The following is a 20,805-nucleotide window of genomic DNA, read 5'->3' as shown; positions in this document are numbered from 1 at the left end:
GGCGTGGCAAAAATGGCAATTACAGTAAAAGATGTCGCTAAGAAAGCGGGGGTTGCAACTTCAACCGTTTCGCGTGTCATTAACGATCATCCTAGTATTTCTGAATCGACAAAAAAGAAAGTGCGAAAAGTCATGGATGACTTAGGCTATGTGCCAAATATGACGGCACGGAATTTGGGTAAACGAATTTCAAGTGCCATTGGCGTAATTTTACCTCCTTTAGATTCGAAAGAACGGTTAGGGAATCCATTTTATTTAGAAATTATGGAAGCCATCAACGAAGAAGCCCGTCTTTACGATATGACTACTGCTATTGCAACTGCCAAAAGTTTTGATGTACTATTGGAAAACGTTAAAAGAATGCATCTTCAAAAACAAGTGGACGGTTTTATTCTTGTGTATTCAGATAGTAAGGACCCCGTCATTGATTACTTATATGAAAACAACATTCCCTTTACTTTAATTGGTCAACCTTACCAACATGAAACGGAAATAGTTTACGTGGATAATGATAATCAATTATTAGGGAAACAAGCGACGGAATTTTTAATTGAAAACGGCCATAAAAATATTTTATTTGTGACCAATACAACGCATGAAAGTTTGTACTTTGAACGTTACTTTGGTTATCAAAAAGCAATGATGATGCAAGGATTAACTGTTTTACCAAGCGTTGCGTTAGAAAAACCTGAAGATTACATGGCTTTCGATGATATTCTTCATCAAAATAATGCCACGGCGTTGGTGGTGATTGATGATATCTTTGCTTTGCGGACGATGCAACTTGCGCAAATCTATGGTTATCAAGTTCCTGAAACGTTATCCATTATTAGTTTTAACAACTCAATCTTTTCAACATTGACACATCCTTATCTAACAAGCATTGATATCGACACGTCAGAATTAGGTCGAATGGCGATGAAAAAATTATATGAATTAATCCACGAAGAATTGACAAATGGTGTCCGTCTCGTTATTCCTCACAAATTAATTAAGCGTGAAACAGTTATTCCTGTTCATTAAAAAAGAAGCGTAAGCAGTTTAACACTGCTTACGCTTCTTTCTATGTGTACGCTCTTATTCGTATGTATTACTTTTATAAAATAACTTTTTGCGAAATTTTTTTCCAAAACGTTTCTTCTTTTGCATCAAATTGAGCTGGTTCCCCGTCAGACAATTTTTCATTTAATAATGATAATTTTTCTTGATGTTTTGTATACTCATCTTTTTTTATTAGCTCTAAACGATACGCACGATCCAAGATCGACTCTCGATAATTAACATTCATTTTCGTTGCCTTCGCCATTTCTTACATTCCTTCCCAAAATAAATTTTCATTTTTTCGTTAAATTCTTCTATAATTATAACAAAAATATCAGAAAAATAAATATGAAACAAACGATAATTGCGAAAATTTTGTTTTTTCATGCAATTATCGTTCGATTATTTAAGAAATTAAAATTATTAACCAATAATTAATCAATCAGCAAACGCATTAAATGAACATCTAAAAATTCACCTTGGTCTGTTTTGGCGCCTCGAGGCATAATTGCTTCTGTTTCAAACCCTAATTTTTTATAGACGTGAATCGCTCGTTGATTGCGATCCTGTACCGTTAATTCCAAGCGACGAATAACATGACTTTCATGCGCCCAGCGAATAAGTTCTTCCATCAGGATACTGCCCAGTCCATAGCCCCAGTACTGTTTTAAAATACTAATGCCAATTTCACCAATATGCTCCATCCGCTTTTTAGAAGAAGCAGACACAGAAGCGGTCCCAATGATTGCTTCTCCCGCTAATGCCACCAATAAAACATTATTTGGCGATTCATAGAGTGTTGCTAGATTTTCAGCCAATTCTGTTGTCGACATGGCCATTCCTCGCTCATCCATTACCAAATAGGGCGTTTCACTCCCAATTTTTGACATCACAGATAGTAATTGATCCGCATCAGTAGGCACTGCTTCTCGAATAGAAAATGTTTGTTCAGTCATATTCGCGAGCCTCCCACGTTTTCAGAATCTCTGCTATTCTTTCTTCTGCCAATGGACCAGTTCCACGGAATTCAAGAACTCTCTTGTCAGCTTCTTGAGAATCTTTATTTAAAATAATTTCTAAATAATCTTCTGGCAATTCTTCTTCAATCAAGCTGCCCCATTCTACAACGGATAGCCCATCTCCTTCAAAATACTCATCTAACCCTAATTCATCCGCACCTTCTTCAACACGGTAGACATCCATATGGTATAACGGAAGTCGTCCTTGTGGATATTCGCGGATAATCGTATAGGTGGGACTTTTAATCATTTGGGAAATGCCTAATCCTAAAGCAATCCCTTTCGTCATTGTCGTCTTACCGGCCCCTAAATCACCAGTCAGGACAATTACATCACCAGCTTGTGCCTTTTGTCCAATGATTTTAGCAATTGCTTCTGTTTCCAATGGATTATTCAGGACAATGTTCATTTTTTTGCCTCCCATCTGCAAGAATCTATGTATGAAAGTATACCGAAAATTCAATAAGTTGACTAGTGGCAGCTTCAAAAAAATAAAGTTGAGGCCCAAGTGTCCTGGGAACCTCAACTTCTACTTTGCTTATTTATCATGCTTCGACATAGTTAATTAGTCGTTCATTAATGTTTGAGCAGCTGTAATGATTGATAATTTATAAACATCTTCTTCGTTTGCACCACGTGATAAATCAGAAACTGGTTTGTTCAATCCTTGTAAGATTGGGCCAATTGCTTCAAAGTTACCTAAACGTTGAGCAATTTTGTAGCCAATATTTCCTGATTGTAAATCTGGGAATACAAAGACTGTTGCTTCTCCAGCAACTTTTGAGTTAGGCGCTTTTAATTGTGCAACAGAAGATACATAAGAAGCATCAAATTGTAATTCACCATCAATCGCATATTCAGGTGCTAATTCTTGCGCAATTTTTGTAGCTTCAGCAACTTTTGTTACTTCTGGTGCTTTTGCAGAACCTTTTGTTGAAAAACTTAACAATGAAACTTTTGGTTCAATGTCAAATAATTCAGCTGTTTTGGCACTATCAACAGCAATTTCAGCTAATTCTTGTGCAGTTGGGTTCACGTTAATCGCGCAGTCTGAGAATAAATATCTTTCTTGGTCACGACCACGAATCATTAAGAAGGCACCACTTGTACGGCTTACGCCTGGTTTTGTTTTAATGATTTGTAACGCAGGACGAACTGTATCACCTGTTGAGTGGATAGCACCACTAACCATACCATCAGCAATACCCATGTAAGTTAACATAGTACCGAAATAGTTGACATCTTTTAAGATTTTTTCAGCATCTTCTTTAGTAGCTTTTCCATTACGGCGTTCAACAAATGCTTCGACCATTTCATCCCATTTTTCATAATCATTTGGGTTGATAATAATAAAGTTTGATGTGTTGATTCCACGAGCCATAGCAGCATTTGCGATATCTGTTGGATCACCAATTAAGATTGGTTCTACTAATTCATCAGATTTTAAGCGGGCAGCAGCACCTAAGATTCTAGGATCTGTTGCTTCAGGGAAAACAATTTTGATATTACGGCGTACGACTTTAAATTTTAAGCTATCGAATAATTCCACGATAAACCCTCCAGTTTTATATTTACAAAATCCATCATACACTATTCTCAAAGAAAATAACAGTTTTTTCTAGCTGTATTAGTCAAAAAAACCAATAATCCGATAAACTTTTCACAAACTAACTCTTCTACACTATAACAGCATACACTGTTACACTACACTGTTTCAGGAAGTTGCCAATCAATCGGCGTTTCCCCTAAACGTTCTAGAGCAGCATTCGCTTGAGAAAACGGACGTGAGCCAAAAAAACCACGATGCGCTGACAATGGACTTGGATGTGGCGATTTGATAATCACATGCCGAGTCGTATCAATCATTTTAATTTTTTCTTGAGCTGGACGTCCCCATAAAATGAAAACAACGGGTTTTTCACGCTCATTCAACTTTTCGATAATGACATCTGTCAGTTGCTCCCACCCTTTACCTCGATGGGAATAGGCTTGACCTGCCCGAACGGTCAACACAGTATTTAATAATAACACGCCTTGTTTGGCCCAGCTTTCTAAAAAGCCATGGTTGACGGGTTGGTACCCTAAATCAGCTTGTAATTCTTTGTAAATATTCGCAAGAGATGGCGGCACTTTCACACCTGGCTGGACAGAGAAACTTAGTCCGTGTGCTTGATTGGGTCCATGATATGGGTCTTGTCCCAAAATTACTACTTTTACTTCTTCAAAAGGGGTTAGTTCTAACGCTGAAAATAAATGATACATATCTGGATAAATCGTTTGTGTCTGATATTCTTTTTTCAAAAATTCCCGCAATTCTTGATAATACGGTTTTTCAAATTCAGCAGATAAAACGGTTTGCCAACTATTGTGAATAATTTCTTTCATAATGCTCACTCCTTCGCTCTCTAAGCATAACGAATTTCTCCAAACCTGACAAGAAATTTCTGGGTACTTTCTCTTGGAAAAACGTGGTAAACTATAGGTAAGCTTTAAATAGATAATGAGGTGTAGAGAATCGATGATTAAATTAATTGCTTCAGATATGGATGGAACACTTTTAGATGCAAAAATGAGCATCACAAATGATAACGCTTCAGCAATTCGCGAAGCGGAACGTTTAGGAATCGAATTTATGGTTGCTACTGGCCGCGCATATACCGAAGCGAAACCCGCGTTAGAAGAAGCTGGAATTGACTGCGCCATGATTACTTTAAACGGCGCCCAAGTGTTTGACAAAGATGGACACTCACTTTTCACGGCTGGGATCGAAAAAGAAACAGTAACCGAAGTACTAACTATTTTGAGTCAACACAATGTTTACTATGAAATCTCTACAAATAAAGGTATTTTTTCTGAACATCAAGAAAAAAGAATTGAAAACTTTGCCGCTCATATTGCAGAATCCATGCCCCATTTAACTTATAAAGTGGCGATCGCCATGGCTTCAGCACACCTATCTTTATTGCATATTACCTATGTTGATCGTTTAGACGACATTTTAAAAGATGATTCGATTGAAGTCCTTAAAATTATTGGCTTCAGTATGGATGGGCCGAAAGTATTAGGTCCTGCTGGGATGGAAGTAGAAGAACTAGATGATTTGGTTGTTACCTCTTCTGCGCTTAATAATATTGAAATTAACCACCGCCTAGCACAAAAAGGGATTGCGGTTGCGCGCGTCGCTAAAGAACGTGGGATTCCCGCTGAACAAGTCATGACTATTGGTGATAATTTAAATGACGTCAGCATGATTCAATGGGCTGGGGTAAGTTTTGCAATGGGCAATGCCGAACTGGAATTAAAAGAATATGCTAAATATGAAACAGCCACTAATTTAGAAAATGGTGTTGGCGAAGCCATCCTGCGTGCAATAAGAGAAGATTTGTAATAAGCACTACCAGTTACAGCACTCATTTATATATAGAAAGGAGATCGTGTCGTGTCTGAATTTTTTATTCAAGAACAACAGTTAGGAAAAGTTACGCGAACCATCGTGAAAGACCAAGCAGGCCGTTCACTTTTTCTATTGGTGGGGCGCTGGGGCACACGAGGAGATGCGCTTTCTTTATATGCAATGAACGGAGAAATTTTAGCCAGTATTAAACAAGTTTCTTGGACTTTTGGTACACGATTTGAGTTATATCAGCGTTTTGAAAAAGTGGGTACTCTACGAAAACTGTTCAATTTGAATGCTGATTTCTATTATGTTCAAGGCCTTCACTGGGCAGTTGTTGGTGATATCAAAGCGCATCAATATTCAATTTATCAAGTCCATAAAAAAATTATGTCAATGGATAAAACCATGCTTTGTACAGGCGACTATTTTGTTTTAACTGTTGCCAATGATGAGGACGCACCGTTGTGCATCTGTATAGCAGCTGTCCTTGACTACTGGTTATATAATAAGAAAAAACAAAAAACTTCCGATGATTTTGGATTAGATTTTGATCCTTTAACGGATTAATGAAAAATAGAGCCTGGGACAAAAATCACTTTGGATTTTTGTCCCAGGCTTAAAAATTGATAAACGGCGGGAACAGAAGCAACTCCTTCGGAAATAAGCCGAAATTATCCAAAAATTATAGAACAATTTTCGGAAATTCCTTCTTATTTCTCGGAGTTAAACGCTTCTGTCCCGACCTCTATTTTTACACTTCTTTTTGCATATGATTGTATAAGTGACCACTAATAGTCATTGTTGTGACATCTTTAAAGCCTTTGCTTGCGTATAACTTTCTCGCCCCTGGATTGTCAAAATCAACATTTAGACCCAAGGCTTGCTTCCCGCTAGCTTTAGCTACTTCAGGTAAAGCATCTAATAACTTAGAACCAATTCCCATTCCACGGAAACGTTCATCCACAGAAATCGTGTCTAAATACCATTCATTAGGCAAGGTTTCTTCTTCAATAAATAGCCGAACATCTTCTGCTAAGCCATGTTTTTTAAAGACTTCTCTTAAAGGTTCATCAATAATCTTTTCATCTTCCGCAGGATAGCCGACAGCAATCCCTGCAACTTCACCTGCATGTTCATAAACTAAAATTCGTTGATAGCCATAGCGATAGGTTGGATGCGCCGTTGCCTCTGCTAATAGGTCAATCATTTGTTCTTCTGAGACTTCTTCTAAAATTGGTAACTCCATATCTTTTAAAATAACTAAGACCAGCCGAGCAATCGCTTGACCGTCTTCTTTTGTTGCCGAGCGAATCATTGTAATTCTCCTTTACATTTAACTAAAAAAGAACTGGCTACTATCATTACTGACTTAGCCAATTCCTTTTATCTTGTCTTTAGTATAACAAATTTATTATTGAATTTCTACTGTAACCTGACGTCGTCCCCAAAGACGGCATTGGTCTACTGAATCAAAATGAACATCAATAATATTTCCTTGAATAGCGCCACCTGTATCTCCAGCAATAGCAAAGCCATAACCAGAGACTTTCACTAATGAACCTAGAGGAATTACACTTGGATCGACTGCAACTACATTGCTTTCTTTACTTAAGTCAATACCAGTAGCACTTAGATTACTTGCACCAGCTTCGCGCCAAGAATAAGCAGTTGATTCCATCTGAAGCACACGACCAGAGCCAGTTCCTGGTGTTGATGATTCGCCTGTCGATGATTCTGGCGTTGATGACGATTCGGATGAACTAGCAGAACTTGAAGATTCAGTGCTACTGCTTTCCGTACTTGTAGAAGAGCTTGATGCTTGACTGCTTGACTCTTCAGCAGCTTTGGCTTCTAGTTTAGCCGCCGCATCTGCTTGCGCTTGTTTGTCGGCAGCTGCTTGTTTCTTCGCTGCTTCTGCTTTGGCAGTTTCTGCCGCACGTTTTTTCTGTGCCTCAGCTGCTGCTTTTTCGCTGACTAAGCGTTGTTGCTCTTTCTGTTTGTCTGTCGAAATTTGAGCCAATAATTCTTCATTATTCGCCATTTTTTCTTTTAACTCAGAGACTTTATTATTCATTGAAGAAGCTTCAACTTGTAATTTCTCTTCATTTTGCTTTAAAGTTGTTTGCGTATTTTCAACTTTTTCTTGTAATGCAGCTAACTTTTCTTTTTCGCTAGTTAAGCTTTCAATCTTTTCCCGTTCAAAGTTTTGTAAAACGGTCATGGCGTAGGCCCGATTAAAGAAATCTGATAAATTTTCTGCATCTAATAAGGCTTGCCAAGTACGTTGGTCGCCATTTAATTGAATATCCTTCATACGATCGCCAACAGCTTCTTTACGACGAGAAATATTTTTTTCTGTTTTTTCTATTTCCTCTTTCGAAGTTTTCAACGTATCTTCCGCTTTTGAAATTTGCGTTTTTAAACGTTCGATTTCCGCATATTTAGCATTTACATCGTCTAAGGCTGAATTGATTTCTTTACTAATTAACTCCCCAGATTGTTTCGCTTGCGCTTCTTTTTCTTGCAATGAATCAAGTGATTCTGCTGCAGCAGCGACTGGAAGTCCAAAATTGATAAGCATCATTGTTGTTAAAAATGGTATCAACTTTTTAACCTTCACTAAATCCAACACCTTTCCTAACTTATCTAAAACACCTACTCATTATACTAGTCAGGAGGGCTTGTTTTATTTCAATCGTGTTACAATTTGTTACAATTTAAATGCAACTCTTTTTTTATCCTGCGTTTATTCATTAGTCCATTTCTATCTCAATTCTTTAAGAATTTCTTAAGACGGCTTAAAAACTAGCTTTTGACGATTTTTCTTTTTTTCATCCCATTAGACCATTGATTGAAATATTTTGTAATATTTTTTGTTAATTATTGGCCCTTTTTCTTCAAATCTTCTAAGAGATGCCGAACTTCTTTGGAATTTTTAATGTTTTTTAAAGTTAGTTTTGGGTAATTGTTAATAAAACGACGTTGTTGGAAATTTAACCGATTTTGGAAATGCTCTTTTTTGGTTCGTTCTTTTAACTTCTGCCAATCAGCTGTAGCGATTTCCATTTTTGTGTTCAACCGTTGCTTAAATTCTTGTTGGTTCGTTTCCAACGTTTGGCCCATCTCGGTAATAAGTTTTTTGAAACCTTGCATGTTCAGCAACGTATAAATTAAGTCAAGCCCCATTACAATCACTATGCAAAGGGCTAAGTAGTTGCCAAAGGTTGCTTGTAAAAAGCTGACAACTTTGGCGATTTCTGGTTGAATAACTTTGACAATCAAGACACACCCCAATCCCCAAAAAAGAGAAACCGGTAAAGCCACACGACCGTTTAAATTAAAAGGTACATCATGATAATCCCACCAAGAGGCATGGAACAGTTTTTCCAAGCCATAACTAGTGACATATTCTAAAATCGTCACTAAAACAGCCGATCCGACATACAATACCAAGAGATTGTTCTCGAAGGGTTCCACAAAATAGAGAACGCTTAAGACCCCAAATCCATAAATAGGACAATAGGGCCCTACCAAAAATCCTCGATAAACAAATTTTTTGGCTTTTAATGAACAATACACTGTTTCCCATAACCAGCCGATAAAGGAATAAATAAAAAATAACAAAATAACCTGACTCATTTTTTCCACGTTTCTGTCACACTCCACTTCTTTGCGCTTTTCTTCTATTTTAACAGAAGTTGAGAAAATGTAGCGAACAACTTTCTTTCATTGAAAGATTAGGCTACAATGAGAGCAGCAAAGGGAGGAATCTTATGTTTGGTTTATTGAAATACGCAAAAAATTATCGAAAACAAATTATCCTCGGTCCAGTCTTCAAATTTTTAGAAGCTTGTTTCGAGTTAGTCTTGCCCTTATTCATGGCTCACTTAGTCGATGTCGGTATTCGTCAAAACGACCGACAGACTGTCATAGAAATGGCCCTCTGGATGCTTGTTATGTCGTTAGTTGGTTTATTTTTTGTCATGATTTGTCAATATTATGCTTCAGTCGCTTCGCAAGGTTTTGGGACGGAGCTAAGAAATCAATTAATGAAGAAAATTAATCAGCTTTCACACAAAGAATTGAATAGTTTTGGTACAGATACCCTCATCACCCGGATCACAAACGATATCAACCAGCTTCAATTGGCTTTAGCGATGTTTATTCGGTTGGTCATTCGGACACCTTTTTTAAGTATCGGTTCTGTGGTCATGGCTTTTTACATTGACGTGCAGATGGGCTTTCTTTTCCTATTACTTTTACCAATTTTTAGCCTTATTCTCTTTATTATCATTAAAGTGACTGTGCCTTTATATCAAAAAGTCCAAGAATATTTGGATCGGTTAAACCGTCAAATTAGTCAAAACTTAAGCGGTGTCCGTGTGATTCGTGCGTTTGCTAGAAAGGAAACAGAGCAACGACATGTTGATAAAGCTTCAGATGATTTAGGCGATATTTACATTCGTGTATCGAATGTTTCTGCTTTATTAACGCCTTTAACCACTTTGATTATGAATGTTGGAATTTTATTTTTACTTTATTTTAGTGGCTTAAAAGTTTCTTTTGGTTCCTTGCAACAAGGGGAAGTTTTAGCATTGATCAATTATATGAATCAAATGATGCTCGCTTTAATTGTTGCTTCTAATCTCGTGGTAATTTTTACGCGAGCCGCTGCTTCCGCAAACCGTGTCAATGAGGTTTTAACTGTAGAAAGCCAGTTAACAGATACACCAGAATCAGCAAAAACATCGCCACAATTTGGTGATATTACCTTTGACCATGTAGATTTTCGTTATGAACCAGAGGCCGGTTTGGCTTTGGAAAATATCAATTTTACGATTCCTAAAGGCTCAATTCTCGGCATCACAGGACCTACCGGCAGCGGAAAAAGTACCTTAACCCAACTCATTCCCAGATTTTATGATGTTAGTGCAGGAAACCTTTTTATTAATGGTATAAATGTGCGCGATTGGCCGCTCTTTACTTTACGCCAACAAGTGGCAAGTGTCCCACAAACTGCCGTCTTATTTACAGGGACTATTCGAGAAAACTTACAATGGGGCAAACCAAATGCAACTGATGAAGACTGTTGGGAAGCATTAGCTATCGCCCAATGTAAAGAATTTGTTGAACAATTAGACCAAGGGTTAGACACGCCTGTTAACGAAGGCGGAAAAAACTTTTCTGGTGGACAAAGACAACGGTTGACCATTGCCCGTGCCTTGATTAGGAAACCGCATTTACTTATTTTAGATGATTCCTTGAGTGCCCTCGACTATCAAACAGATTTGAATCTGCGCCGTGCTTTACAAAAAGAACGAGCAGAGACAACCGTTATTTTAATTTCACAACGCGTGAGTTCGATTGCAACGGCGAATCAAATTTTAGTCCTAGATAGTGGAAAAGTCGCTGGCCTTGGCACCCACGAAGAATTACTTACTTCTTCTAAAGAGTATCAAGAAATCGTTGCGTCACAGGAGGAGGATACCCATGCAAACTAAAAAAATTCATTTTGGTGCCTTCTCACGTTTTAAGCCGTATTTACTACGCTATCCAAAAGAAATTATTGGCGCCTTAATCCTAGGAATTCTCAGTGGTTTTTCGACTGTCCTCATGACTTATTATATAGGTAAATCCGTTGATACAATGGTTGGTAAAGGACAAGTCAATGCTGCGCAACTCATCAAAATTTTAGGTTTATTAGCAGGGATTTTACTCGTAACCGTTCTAAGTCAATGGCTGATTCAACGTCTCGGTAATCGCGTGTCTTATTTATCGACCACACAGCTGAGAAAAGACGCCTTTGCCCATTTAAATCAATTACCGTTAAGTTATTATGACCAAACGTCACACGGAAATATCGTCAGTCGCTTTACCAACGATATTGACAATATTTCAATGGCTTGCTCGGCTGTCTTCAACCAATTATTTTCTGGCATGGCCACCGTCGTTGTTGCTTTGCTCTTTATGATTCGGCTAAGTCCCCTGCTCACATTAGTGGTTCTTATCAGTACGCCGATTATTTTTATTGTAAACTGGCTTGTTGCAAAAGCTTCACAAAAAAACTTTGCTGCACAACAAACGATTGTTGGTGAAATTTCCGGCTTCGTTTCAGAAATGGTTGGCAACCAAAAAATTGTTAAAGCCTTTCAACAAGAACAAGCTACGCAAGAAACATTTGAAGCATTGAATCAAACGTTGTATGAAAAAGGACAGAAGGCTCAGTTTTCTTCCTCCTTAACCAACCCACTTTCTCGATTTATCGACCATTTATCTTACTTATCGATTGGATTAGTCGGTGGCTTGTTAGCTTTAAGTGGCAATCCTTTAGTCACAGTTGGTGTTATTTCCAGTTTCACCATTTACTCTAGTCAGTTTTCTAAACCTTTTATTGAACTCTCAGGAATCACCAACCAAATCCAAGCAGCCTTAGCTGGATTGGAACGTACTTTCGATATGATGGATCAACCAGTTGAACGTCCTGATGCCCCGAACGCAATTGTTTTGAAAGAAGCGCGAGGCCGTGTTGAATTTAAAGACGTTGATTTTTCTTACACGCCGACGCGACCTTTAATCGAAAACTTTAATTTAATTGCTGAACCAGGAGAAACAATTGCCATTGTTGGGCGAACTGGTGCGGGTAAATCAACATTAGTGAATTTGTTAATGCGCTTTTACGAGGTCGACCGTGGCCAAATTACGGTTGATACTCACGACATTACTCAAATTACTCGGGACAGCTTACGAAAAAGTTTTGGTATGGTTCTCCAAGATACTTGGCTATTCGATAGTTCCATTCGGGAAAATTTAACGTACGGGAATCCTGAAGCCTCTGACGAAGAAATTATAGAAGCCATGAAAAAAGCCCATATTTTTGATTTCGTCATGCGTTTACCTCAAGGACTAGATACCGAGATTGGTTCCCAAGGCGTTAAAATTTCTGAAGGACAACGACAATTAATGACTATTGCACGCACGATGATTAGTAATCCGCCGATGCTTATTTTAGATGAAGCGACCAGTTCAGTTGATACATTGACCGAACAAAAAATTCAGGATGCTTTTTTACAAATGATGACTGGCCGGACCAGTTTTGTTATTGCCCATCGCTTAGCAACAATCAAAAGTGCTGAAAAAATTCTAGTTATGGATAATGGTCAAGTGGTTGAAATTGGCACCCATGACGAATTATTGCAAAAAGAACAGGGTTATTATCGTGACCTTTACGAAGCGCAGTTTAATCAAAAAGCACAATAAAAAAGAGTCACTTTTCTGGGATGATGAAAAGTGACTCTTTTAATTTTAAATTTATTGATCTAATTCAGATAATGGTTTTCCAAATAAACGTTTAAAGGGAATTTTATTGCCTAAATAATAAGTGGCAATTACTTGAATAGGAAAGAAAATAACTGTTTTAATTAAGCGTGGCACCCACCAAGCAAAATTTGCTAGATTGACTCCATACATTAAACTTAACCACAAAGGAGTTAAAATGATATTAATTAAAACGGTGACCAACAATGTCGCCAAAATCACTCGTTGCCATGTCATTTCTTTCTTATAATAGAAATAACCATAAATAGCACCAGCCAAAAAGGCATTTAAAGTAAACCCAGGAAAATAGCCTGCCTTTGGAAAAAGCAACATTCCTACCACATCAGCCACCGCCGTGCCGATTCCAGCCCAAAAAGGTCCGAAAATCATCCCAATCAATGATTCTGGAATAAACGTGAAACTGATTTTTAAAAACGTTGTTTCATACGCAAAAAAGCGTGAAAAGACAACGACCACCGCAATGAGTACGCCCATTAACGCAATGGATTTTGTGCCAAATTTTTTCTTTGTCATTTTTAGCATCTCCTCTAAGAGCTGCTACATGACGAACCATGCAGCGAATGCGAAAACAAAACCGCGAACATTAAAAAGCTGAACGTGTTGTTCTGATGATAAGCAAAGTAAGAACCTTTGCTTTCTAGCAACACACTGTTTATGTTCTTCGTCCAAAAGGCAACATCCCATCCTTTTAGCACTTAACGCTTTGTCTCCTACTCTGTTATTTTATTTGGACAAAAGTCCTCATAAAATATACCACAAAATAGTCAAAATAACCATTAAGGTTCTCTAAAAAGCTAACGGTCGACGATCGCCTTCATGGATAACTTCACGGAAGTCCGCAAACCCCGCCTCGACACCTCTCAAAAGAATTTCAGCACTGCCGATATTGGTTGCTAAAGGAATTTCATAGACATCACTTAGACGAATCAAAGCCGTCACGTCTGGTTCATGCGGTTGCGCGGAAAGAGGATCTCTTAAAAAAATAACTAAATCAATGTTGTCTTCTGATATCATTGCGCCAATCTGTTGATCCCCACCTAATGGCCCCGATTTAAAGCAATGCACGGGTAAGCCAGTTGCTTCCATCACTTTCATGCCTGTCGTTCCCGTTGCATACAATTCATGTTTTTCTAAAATATGTTTATAAGCGGTTGCTAGTTTGATCATTAATGTTTTTTTACGATCATGAGCGATTAAAGCGATTTTCATGTTATCCAACTCCTGTCTTTGTTATATTATAACAAAAGTTTATCGATAAATCCGCTGAGAGTGTTTGCCCTTTGTCACCTTGACGAAAAAGTCTTCTTTTTCTTGTGCAACTCTCCCTTGCTGAAAGATAGCGTTTTCATTTAAACTATGAGTAACAAATCAAAAAGAAAAGAGTGACGTATCAAATGGTGGAAATGGCGCTTAGAAATGTGTATAAAAAATATGACAATGCAGAACATTATTCTGTTACAGATTTTAACTTAGAAATTACAGACCGTGAATTTATCGTCTTTGTCGGACCTTCTGGTTGCGGTAAATCAACAACATTGCGAATGATTGCTGGCTTAGAAGATATTACTGAAGGTGAATTATCAATTGGGGACAAAGTCATGAATGACGTTGCACCGAAAGATCGTGATATTGCCATGGTTTTCCAAAACTATGCGCTTTATCCGCATATGACTGTTTTTGATAACATGGCTTTTGGTTTAAAACTAAGAAAATATGATAAAGCTGAAATTAAAAAACGGGTGGAAAATGCTGCGGATATTCTGGGCTTAACAGAGTACTTACAGCGTAAACCTGCGGCGCTTTCTGGTGGACAACGCCAACGTGTTGCACTTGGCCGGGCAATTGTCCGTGATGCCAAAGTCTTTTTAATGGATGAACCTTTATCAAACTTGGATGCAAAATTACGTGTAGCCATGCGTGCTGAAATCGCTAAACTACACCAACGTTTAGAAACTACGACAATTTATGTGACACATGACCAAACCGAAGCGATGACCATGGCTGACAGAATCGTAATTATGAAAGATGGCTTTATTCAACAAATTGGTTCACCAAAAGAAGTTTACAATACACCTAAAAATATGTTCGTAGCTGGGTTCATCGGCTCACCTGCCATGAATTTCTTCAAAGTTACCTTAAACAATGGGGTTATTTCTAACCAACATGGCTTAAAACTAGCAATTCCTGAAGGAAGAAACAAAGAGCTTGTTGAACATGGTTATGAAGGCAAAGAATTAATTTTCGGTATTCGTCCAGAAGATATTCATAGCGAACAAGTGGCTTTAACGGCAATGAAAGATGCGGTGATTAAATCTGAAGTCGTTGTTTCTGAATTATTAGGGGCTGAATCCATGCTTTATACAAAAATTGGTGATACAGAGTTTATCTCAAAAGTAGATGCTCGTGACTTCCACCATCCTGGTGAAATGATTGACTTAGCTTTTGATATTAACAAAGGACATTTCTTCGACCCTCAAACAGAAGAAGTCATTAAGTAAAAAAATCTCGAGGCATCCGTCACAATGACGGATGCCTCGATTGTTTCTCTTTATGCTAATTTAACCTTCTTCTTTATCACTTTGGGTTGTTTCGCTTCTGTAAAAGTTGGAATATCTACATGTTTACTTAAGGTACTTGCTAAAAAGTAGGCAATACTGAAATCCACCAAACTATGAATTAATCCACCAACGCCCATCAAAAGAAAAATAGAATACATGAAGCCGGCTGTATAATAGGTTCCTGGCAAGTTGCCCATTGTGTAAAATACAGAAACAACCACTAGCTCGGCCGCGGAATGAATCACTCCAATTCCCACGTTAAACAACTGTAATTTCCCATTTAATAAAGTGAATTTCCCCTCTTTATTGATTAAAATTTCTGGATGCTTTTGTAAAATAACTGCGCCAATGACTGCAAAAATCAAATGAGATAAGGCCCGCAAAGCAATAATCGGTGTTGCGGATAAGAAAAAACCAAAACCTGTTCCTAGACTAACCGCAATTGCCACCACTGGAGAAATAAACATGGCAATAAAAACTGGGACGTGACTTGCTAACGTAAAACTGGCTGGACCAATGGTAATTCTTGGCATAACCATTGGAATGATAATCCCCATTGCAATTAAAAGTGCTGAAATTGTTAAACGTTTTACTGAGTTTGTTTTCATTAAAACTGCCTCCTGAAGGTGTCATGACACCTTTTGTTTTTCTCAAGTGTAGCTGAACAGCCACAATGTGTCAAGACACATAAAAGAACTTTCTGTTATTTCTCATAAATAACAGAAAGTTCTTTTTTATACTGGTTTATTTTTTTCTAAAGCATTACTTAAACGAGCAAATTCTTCTAAAGACAATGTTTCACCACGTCTAGAAGGATCAATTTCTGCTTCAGCTAGGCTCTCTTTTAGCCAAGCCACCGTTTGTTCATCTTTCCCATAAAAATGCGTTAAGTTATTCCACAATGTTTTACGTCTTAATTGGAAACTGGCTTTGGTTAATTTGAAAAATTCTTTTTCATTGGTCACTGTCACCGCTGGTGTAGCACGGCGCGTCAATTTAATAATCGCCGAGTCAACATTGGGTTGCGGCACAAAAACTGTTTTTGGCACAATAAAGGCGACACTTGCTTCCATAAAATATTGGACAGCAATTGATAATGAGCCATAAGCTTTCGTTCCTGGTTTAGCAGCAATTCGATCAGCGACCTCTTTTTGCATCATCACAACCATTTCGGCTACATCTAAAGAAGATTCTAAAAAATGCATCATAATTGGCGTAGTAATATAGTAAGGTAGGTTAGCTACCACTTTAATCGGATACTTCTCTTGAAAAACTTGGTTGGTTGTCTCGACCAAATCAGCTTTTAAAACATCCTGATGAACCACTGTCACATTATCATAGCGACTTAAGGTATCCGCTAAGACAGGAATCAAGCGATCATCAATCTCAAAAGCCACAACTTGTGCCGCGTTCATCGCTAATTGCTCTGTTAATGCACCAATTCCAGGCCCGACTTCGACAACATTTGTCTGCTGATTAATTCCCGCTGTTTCTACAATTTTTCTTAAAATATTAGGCTCTGTCAAAAAATTTTGACCTAAACTCTTTTTAAATGAAAATCCATGCTTTTTTAGTATTTCTTTGGTTCTGGATGGTGTGGCAATTTCTTTATAGTCCGTCACGCTTGTTCCTCCATGTAGTTATTCTTCGTTTGCAAGTTCTTTTAAAATACGTGTCATGCTTTCTTTCAATTCTGCTTCTGTAATCCGAAACATGCTTAACCGTTTGACTAACTGTTTGCTATTTGTATAGCCAATTCTTAGGTCATCTCCTAATAATTCACGGTATTTTTTGGCATTTGCTCCCGCTATTAAACCATATTCAACTAGTGTTTGTCTAGGAATTTCTTGATAGTCTTCATCAGCTTGAACAGGTGTTACGACTTTTTTTAAGGCTTCAATAATTGCTTCATCACTAGCATGTTCAACCCCTAGGCTACCGCCATTTTTTTTAGGCACTGCGACTTTTCTTGATAAAAAAGCATGCTTTGCATCAGGGACAACTTCCATTATTGTTTTACGAATTTTTTCGCCCGAATAGTCTGGATCTGTAAAAATAATCACGCCTCTCGTTTCTTGTGCGTGTTCAATTTGTGTCAAAATTTCATCATTGATAGCAGAGCCAATCGTTTCAATCGTATCCGCTGCAACTACCTCTTGAATGCGGCGTGTGTCGTCTTTTCCTTCAACGACAATGATTTCTGCAACTTTCATTTTTTCCTTCATTTATCTATCCGAAACAAGCGATGAGCGTTGACTCTCGTTTGTTCTGCCACTTCTTCAAAGGTTAGTTGTCGTAATTCAGCAATTTTTTCCACTACGTATCGTGTATAGCCTGGTTCATTCCGTTTACCACGATAAGGAACCGGGGCTAAATAGGGTGCATCTGTTTCCACCAACATTCTTTCTAGTGGTACCGCCATCGCCGCTTCTTGAACATCCAACGCTTTTTTAAACGTCACGACTCCACTAAAAGAAATATGCAAACCTAAATCTAAAAATTTCTTCATCCACTCAGCATCGCCACTGAAACTATGCATGATTCCACCAATATCTGAAACTTTTTCATCTTTTAAAATTCGATAGGTATCTTCTAATGCCTCTCTCGTATGCACACTAAACGGTAAATTCATTTCCCGAGCAATCGCAATTTGACGGCGAAAGACTTTTTCTTGCACCTCTTTAGGATCCTCCATCCAGTAATAATCAAGACCGATTTCACCTAATGTGACAATTTTTGGCAACGTTAATTGTTCTTGTAATCGTCGTTCAACCTCTGGCGTATAGCTACCCGCTTCTGTTGGATGCCAACCAATGATACTATAAATATTGGTATATTCCTGACTAAGTAAAAGAGATTTTTCAATCGTTGGTTCATCAAAACCGACCACGGCCATCTCTGTAACACCCAATTCTTGGGCATGTGCAATCGTTTCTGGAATATCATCATTAAATTGTTCTGCATTCAAATGTGTATGTGTATCAAAAATCATTATGATTGCCTCCTTTATCTCCTCTCTACTTTATCATATTTCTTGAAAAATCTGAATGACTAGGCGACAAGATTCGCCATTTCCTCATAAACAGCGCTTGCATTTATGCTAAAAGTAACGTATACTATTCAGTCATGTTATTAAAAGGAGGAATCTCCATGACCGATGAAAAAATTTATGAACAACAGCATTTAACAACGGTTTATCATGAGCTGCAAGCGGCTAAAAAAGTTTACGAAGAGCAATTGGCGAACACAATGAAAGATGGCAAACATATGCTAGAGGAATTTGGTCGCGATTCTAAGCTGAATTTTGATAGTTATGCCGATAATCTAGAAACGTTTGCCATGTTGGAAATGAAGAACCGTGAAATTGATCAGTGGAACTTAAAAAATGAAGCAACGGCTAAAAATTTAGACAAAGTGAAACGCCTATTACAAGTTCCTTATTTTGGCAAAATTGGCGTGACTTTTGAAGACAGCCCTGAAGAGCCAGAAAACTTTTATATTGGCGTAAACGATTTTACTTCTTTAGAAGAAGAAACGCGCATTCACGATTGGCGCTCACCGATTGCTTCGCTATTTTATGACAATGTTTTAGGGAAAACAGCCTACATGGCACATCAACAAACCATTCCTGTACAACTTGATTTGAAAAGACAGTTAATTATTGAAAAAGATCAATTAATCAACTATTTTGACACAACCATTGCGATTCAAGATGATGTGTTATTGCATTCTTTAGAAGAAGATGCTTCTCCTTATATGAAGGACATTACGACAACCATTCAACAAGAACAAAATCAAATAATTCGTGACGAAACGCAGCCACTCCTACTAGTCAACGGGATTGCTGGTAGTGGGAAAACGTCTGCGATTATGCAACGGATTGCTTATTTACTTTATCAACATCGAGCAGAAATTACAGCGGATAATATTTTATTACTTTCACCAAATTCAACATTTATTGATTATATTTCTCAAGTTTTACCAAATTTAGGCGAACGAAATCCCTTGAATTTGACTCTTTTACAATTTTTGCGCTTCACTACCAAAGAAGCATGGCCAATGGAAGAAGAAACGGACTATTTCGAACGCATTACTCGCTCTGAGGCAACGGAGCAAGAGCACGTTATTCGTTCAAAAGAATTTGCAACGTTTCTTTTAAGCAATCCTGAAAAAGCGGTTGTGCAGCCAAATTTTTTCCGTCCTTTAACTTTTAAAAAGCAGACCTTATTTACTTCAGAAACAATTTTTAAACTTTATCAAGAAACACCAGCTGACTTGAGTATTCGCCAACGAATTTCAGCCACAAAAGAAAAGTTAACCAGTCTTTGGACACGGTACTTATTAAAACAAGCCCATTCTAAAAAAATGTTGGATCAATTCCAAGATTTAACAGAAGCTGAACAAGTTCGTTATTTTGGCACAGTGATTACCGAAGATAATGAAAAACATCTGGCTGATTTTGCTTTAAAACGTTTGAAGAAAAAATATCGCTCTGTCACTGCCGCTATCAAAAATGATGCTTGGCTAGATCAATGGGCCTTTTTTGAAACGTTTTATTCTTTATTCACTGAAAAATCGTATCAAAAAGAGACAGCTGTTTTCACAGCCGATGAAATTGTGGCCCTTATTTTGGTGAAACATGCATTTATTGAAAACCTCGCCAACCAGCAAATGGCTTTTATCCTAGTCGATGAAGTCCAAGATTATACAGAAGCCCAATTATTATTACTGCTGACACTTTTCCCTAAAGCTAGTTTTACTTTAGCTGGTGATGAAAATCAAGCCATTTTTAATACAGCCATTGAATTTTCTGAAGCTCATGATTTATTGGTTAACGAAACCAGCCGTTCTGTTGGAACGTATCAATTATTAAACAGTTACCGTTCAAGTAAAGAAATTACACGACTCTTCCAAACATTAGGCACTCAACCAGAGCAATTAACCATTGTGCCCATCCGGCATGATGGAGAAAAGCCGACATTTATTCCTTGTGACTCTGCGTCTGACTATCTTAAAGCAATCGTCACTTCCATTACAACTTTTGATCCGAAAGAAAGCACCGCCATTATTACTAAAACATTTGCAGAAAAAGAACAATTAACAAAAGAACTTAGTGCTTCTCTTTCACTGGAAGAGCATCCGTCACTGCAAGTTTTATCAATTGATATGGCAAAAGGTCTAGAATTTGATAATGTAATTCTTCATAACCCAAATGTTAATCGTTATTCCGACAATAAACGAGATAAAAAAATCCTGTATACTGCTATTTCTCGTGGAATGAAACGGGTCGTTTTACCTTATACCGGCACACTTTCTGAATGGTTTACACCTTACTTGGCAGCCCAGTAACTGAGACTTAAGGCGGATTTTATTTTTAGAAAAACCACTTATAATAGACGAGTAGGCACTGCTTTTTAATTAGCAGACCTACTCATTTGTTGTCTCTTAAGTTGAG

The 20,805-nt window shown here is 37.8% G+C and carries 21 protein-coding genes and 1 riboswitch; of the genes, 7 read left to right on the top strand and 14 right to left on the bottom strand.

Annotated elements, in window-relative coordinates:
- Positions 1 to 12 precede the first annotated feature (12 nt).
- Positions 13 to 1,023, top strand: coding sequence for a LacI family transcriptional regulator BopD (bopD, locus tag IGJ04_RS12285; protein ID WP_002388885.1), 1,011 nt, complete (start codon positions 13 to 15; stop codon positions 1,021 to 1,023).
- A gap of 73 nt (positions 1,024 to 1,096) precedes the next feature.
- Here the strand turns inward: bopD and IGJ04_RS12280 are convergent, their stop codons facing one another.
- The 5 genes from IGJ04_RS12280 to IGJ04_RS12260 form a co-directional block, all read right to left on the bottom strand.
- Positions 1,097 to 1,306, bottom strand: coding sequence for a hypothetical protein (locus tag IGJ04_RS12280; protein ID WP_010828626.1), 210 nt, complete (start codon positions 1,304 to 1,306; stop codon positions 1,097 to 1,099).
- 169 nt (positions 1,307 to 1,475) lie between these two features.
- Positions 1,476 to 1,997, bottom strand: a complete 522-nt coding sequence (locus IGJ04_RS12275; RefSeq protein WP_002396468.1) for a GNAT family N-acetyltransferase — start codon at positions 1,995 to 1,997, stop codon at positions 1,476 to 1,478.
- The gene (tsaE, locus tag IGJ04_RS12270) at positions 1,990 to 2,484 is read right to left on the bottom strand and encodes a tRNA (adenosine(37)-N6)-threonylcarbamoyltransferase complex ATPase subunit type 1 TsaE (protein ID WP_002387026.1); all 495 of its coding nucleotides are present in this window, start codon (positions 2,482 to 2,484) and stop codon (positions 1,990 to 1,992) included. Before tsaE ends, IGJ04_RS12275 begins: the two co-directional genes overlap by 8 nt.
- A gap of 141 nt (positions 2,485 to 2,625) precedes the next feature.
- Positions 2,626 to 3,609 (bottom strand): phosphate acetyltransferase, encoded by a 984-nt coding sequence (gene pta, locus IGJ04_RS12265; RefSeq protein ID WP_002355836.1) that lies wholly within the window; start codon positions 3,607 to 3,609, stop codon positions 2,626 to 2,628.
- Between the two features lie 155 nt (positions 3,610 to 3,764).
- Positions 3,765 to 4,445 (bottom strand): uracil-DNA glycosylase, encoded by a 681-nt coding sequence (locus IGJ04_RS12260; RefSeq protein ID WP_002363309.1) that lies wholly within the window; start codon positions 4,443 to 4,445, stop codon positions 3,765 to 3,767.
- Between the two features lie 133 nt (positions 4,446 to 4,578).
- On the opposite strand from IGJ04_RS12260, the gene IGJ04_RS12255 reads away from it, so the two are divergent.
- Positions 4,579 to 5,448: a Cof-type HAD-IIB family hydrolase gene (locus IGJ04_RS12255; RefSeq protein ID WP_002383369.1), complete on the top strand. Its 870-nt coding sequence runs from the start codon at positions 4,579 to 4,581 to the stop codon at positions 5,446 to 5,448.
- Between the two features lie 51 nt (positions 5,449 to 5,499).
- A complete protein-coding gene (locus IGJ04_RS12250) occupies positions 5,500 to 6,024 on the top strand; it encodes an LURP-one-related/scramblase family protein (protein ID WP_002355833.1) in 525 nt (174 codons plus the stop codon).
- Positions 6,025 to 6,208: 184 nt separating this feature from the next.
- Here the strand turns inward: IGJ04_RS12250 and IGJ04_RS12245 are convergent, their stop codons facing one another.
- From IGJ04_RS12245 to IGJ04_RS12235, 3 genes are all read right to left on the bottom strand, one after another.
- Entirely contained in the window at positions 6,209 to 6,772 is a 564-nt protein-coding gene (locus IGJ04_RS12245; protein WP_010828625.1) for a GNAT family N-acetyltransferase, read from the bottom strand.
- 96 nt (positions 6,773 to 6,868) lie between these two features.
- Entirely contained in the window at positions 6,869 to 8,089 is a 1,221-nt protein-coding gene (locus IGJ04_RS12240; RefSeq protein ID WP_002397936.1) for a 3D domain-containing protein, read from the bottom strand.
- Positions 8,090 to 8,337: 248 nt separating this feature from the next.
- Complete coding sequence (locus IGJ04_RS12235; RefSeq protein WP_002387023.1) at positions 8,338 to 9,105, bottom strand: putative ABC transporter permease; 768 nt, start codon at positions 9,103 to 9,105, stop codon at positions 8,338 to 8,340.
- 125 nt (positions 9,106 to 9,230) lie between these two features.
- Between IGJ04_RS12235 and IGJ04_RS12230 the strand changes: the two genes are divergently transcribed.
- Together IGJ04_RS12230 and IGJ04_RS12225 are read left to right on the top strand one after the other, a co-directional pair.
- Positions 9,231 to 10,958, top strand: coding sequence for an ABC transporter ATP-binding protein (locus IGJ04_RS12230; protein WP_002363303.1), 1,728 nt, complete (start codon positions 9,231 to 9,233; stop codon positions 10,956 to 10,958).
- A complete protein-coding gene (locus IGJ04_RS12225) occupies positions 10,948 to 12,714 on the top strand; it encodes an ABC transporter ATP-binding protein (RefSeq protein WP_438840251.1) in 1,767 nt (588 codons plus the stop codon). Before IGJ04_RS12230 ends, IGJ04_RS12225 begins: the two co-directional genes overlap by 11 nt.
- Before the next feature lie 51 nt (positions 12,715 to 12,765).
- On the opposite strand, the gene IGJ04_RS12220 is transcribed toward IGJ04_RS12225, so the two are convergent.
- A complete protein-coding gene (locus tag IGJ04_RS12220) occupies positions 12,766 to 13,314 on the bottom strand; it encodes a folate family ECF transporter S component (protein ID WP_002385065.1) in 549 nt (182 codons plus the stop codon).
- 30 nt (positions 13,315 to 13,344) lie between these two features.
- A riboswitch (THF riboswitch) is annotated at positions 13,345 to 13,512 on the bottom strand.
- Between the two features lie 66 nt (positions 13,513 to 13,578).
- Positions 13,579 to 14,001 (bottom strand): methylglyoxal synthase, encoded by a 423-nt coding sequence (gene mgsA, locus IGJ04_RS12215; RefSeq protein ID WP_002355823.1) that lies wholly within the window; start codon positions 13,999 to 14,001, stop codon positions 13,579 to 13,581.
- A gap of 185 nt (positions 14,002 to 14,186) precedes the next feature.
- On the opposite strand from mgsA, the gene IGJ04_RS12210 reads away from it, so the two are divergent.
- Entirely contained in the window at positions 14,187 to 15,290 is a 1,104-nt protein-coding gene (locus IGJ04_RS12210) for an ABC transporter ATP-binding protein (protein WP_002355822.1), read from the top strand.
- A 50-nt stretch (positions 15,291 to 15,340) separates the two neighbouring features.
- Here IGJ04_RS12210 and IGJ04_RS12205 read toward each other — a convergent pair whose 3' ends face one another.
- The 4 genes from IGJ04_RS12205 to IGJ04_RS12190 form a co-directional block, all read right to left on the bottom strand.
- Positions 15,341 to 15,958: a hypothetical protein gene (locus IGJ04_RS12205; protein WP_002355821.1), complete on the bottom strand. Its 618-nt coding sequence runs from the start codon at positions 15,956 to 15,958 to the stop codon at positions 15,341 to 15,343.
- Between the two features lie 126 nt (positions 15,959 to 16,084).
- Positions 16,085 to 16,972, bottom strand: coding sequence for a 16S rRNA (adenine(1518)-N(6)/adenine(1519)-N(6))-dimethyltransferase RsmA (gene rsmA / locus IGJ04_RS12200; protein ID WP_002358849.1), 888 nt, complete (start codon positions 16,970 to 16,972; stop codon positions 16,085 to 16,087).
- An 18-nt stretch (positions 16,973 to 16,990) separates the two neighbouring features.
- Positions 16,991 to 17,575, bottom strand: coding sequence for a ribonuclease M5 (gene rnmV / locus IGJ04_RS12195; protein ID WP_002358848.1), 585 nt, complete (start codon positions 17,573 to 17,575; stop codon positions 16,991 to 16,993).
- On the bottom strand, positions 17,572 to 18,342 hold the full coding sequence (locus tag IGJ04_RS12190) for a TatD family hydrolase (protein WP_010828624.1): 771 nt from the start codon (positions 18,340 to 18,342) through the stop codon (positions 17,572 to 17,574). Before IGJ04_RS12190 ends, rnmV begins: the two co-directional genes overlap by 4 nt.
- A 134-nt stretch (positions 18,343 to 18,476) precedes the next feature.
- Between IGJ04_RS12190 and IGJ04_RS12185 the strand changes: the two genes are divergently transcribed.
- Positions 18,477 to 20,699, top strand: a complete 2,223-nt coding sequence (locus IGJ04_RS12185; RefSeq protein ID WP_438840250.1) for a HelD family protein — start codon at positions 18,477 to 18,479, stop codon at positions 20,697 to 20,699.
- Positions 20,700 to 20,805: the final 106 nt, after the last annotated feature.

Origin of the sequence: Enterococcus sp. AZ050 (assembly GCF_051715085.1) — a bacterium.
GTDB lineage: Bacteria > Bacillota > Bacilli > Lactobacillales > Enterococcaceae > Enterococcus > Enterococcus faecalis.
Note: the sequence above shows the minus strand (reverse complement) of the source record. Positions and strands in the feature narration are given on the sequence as shown.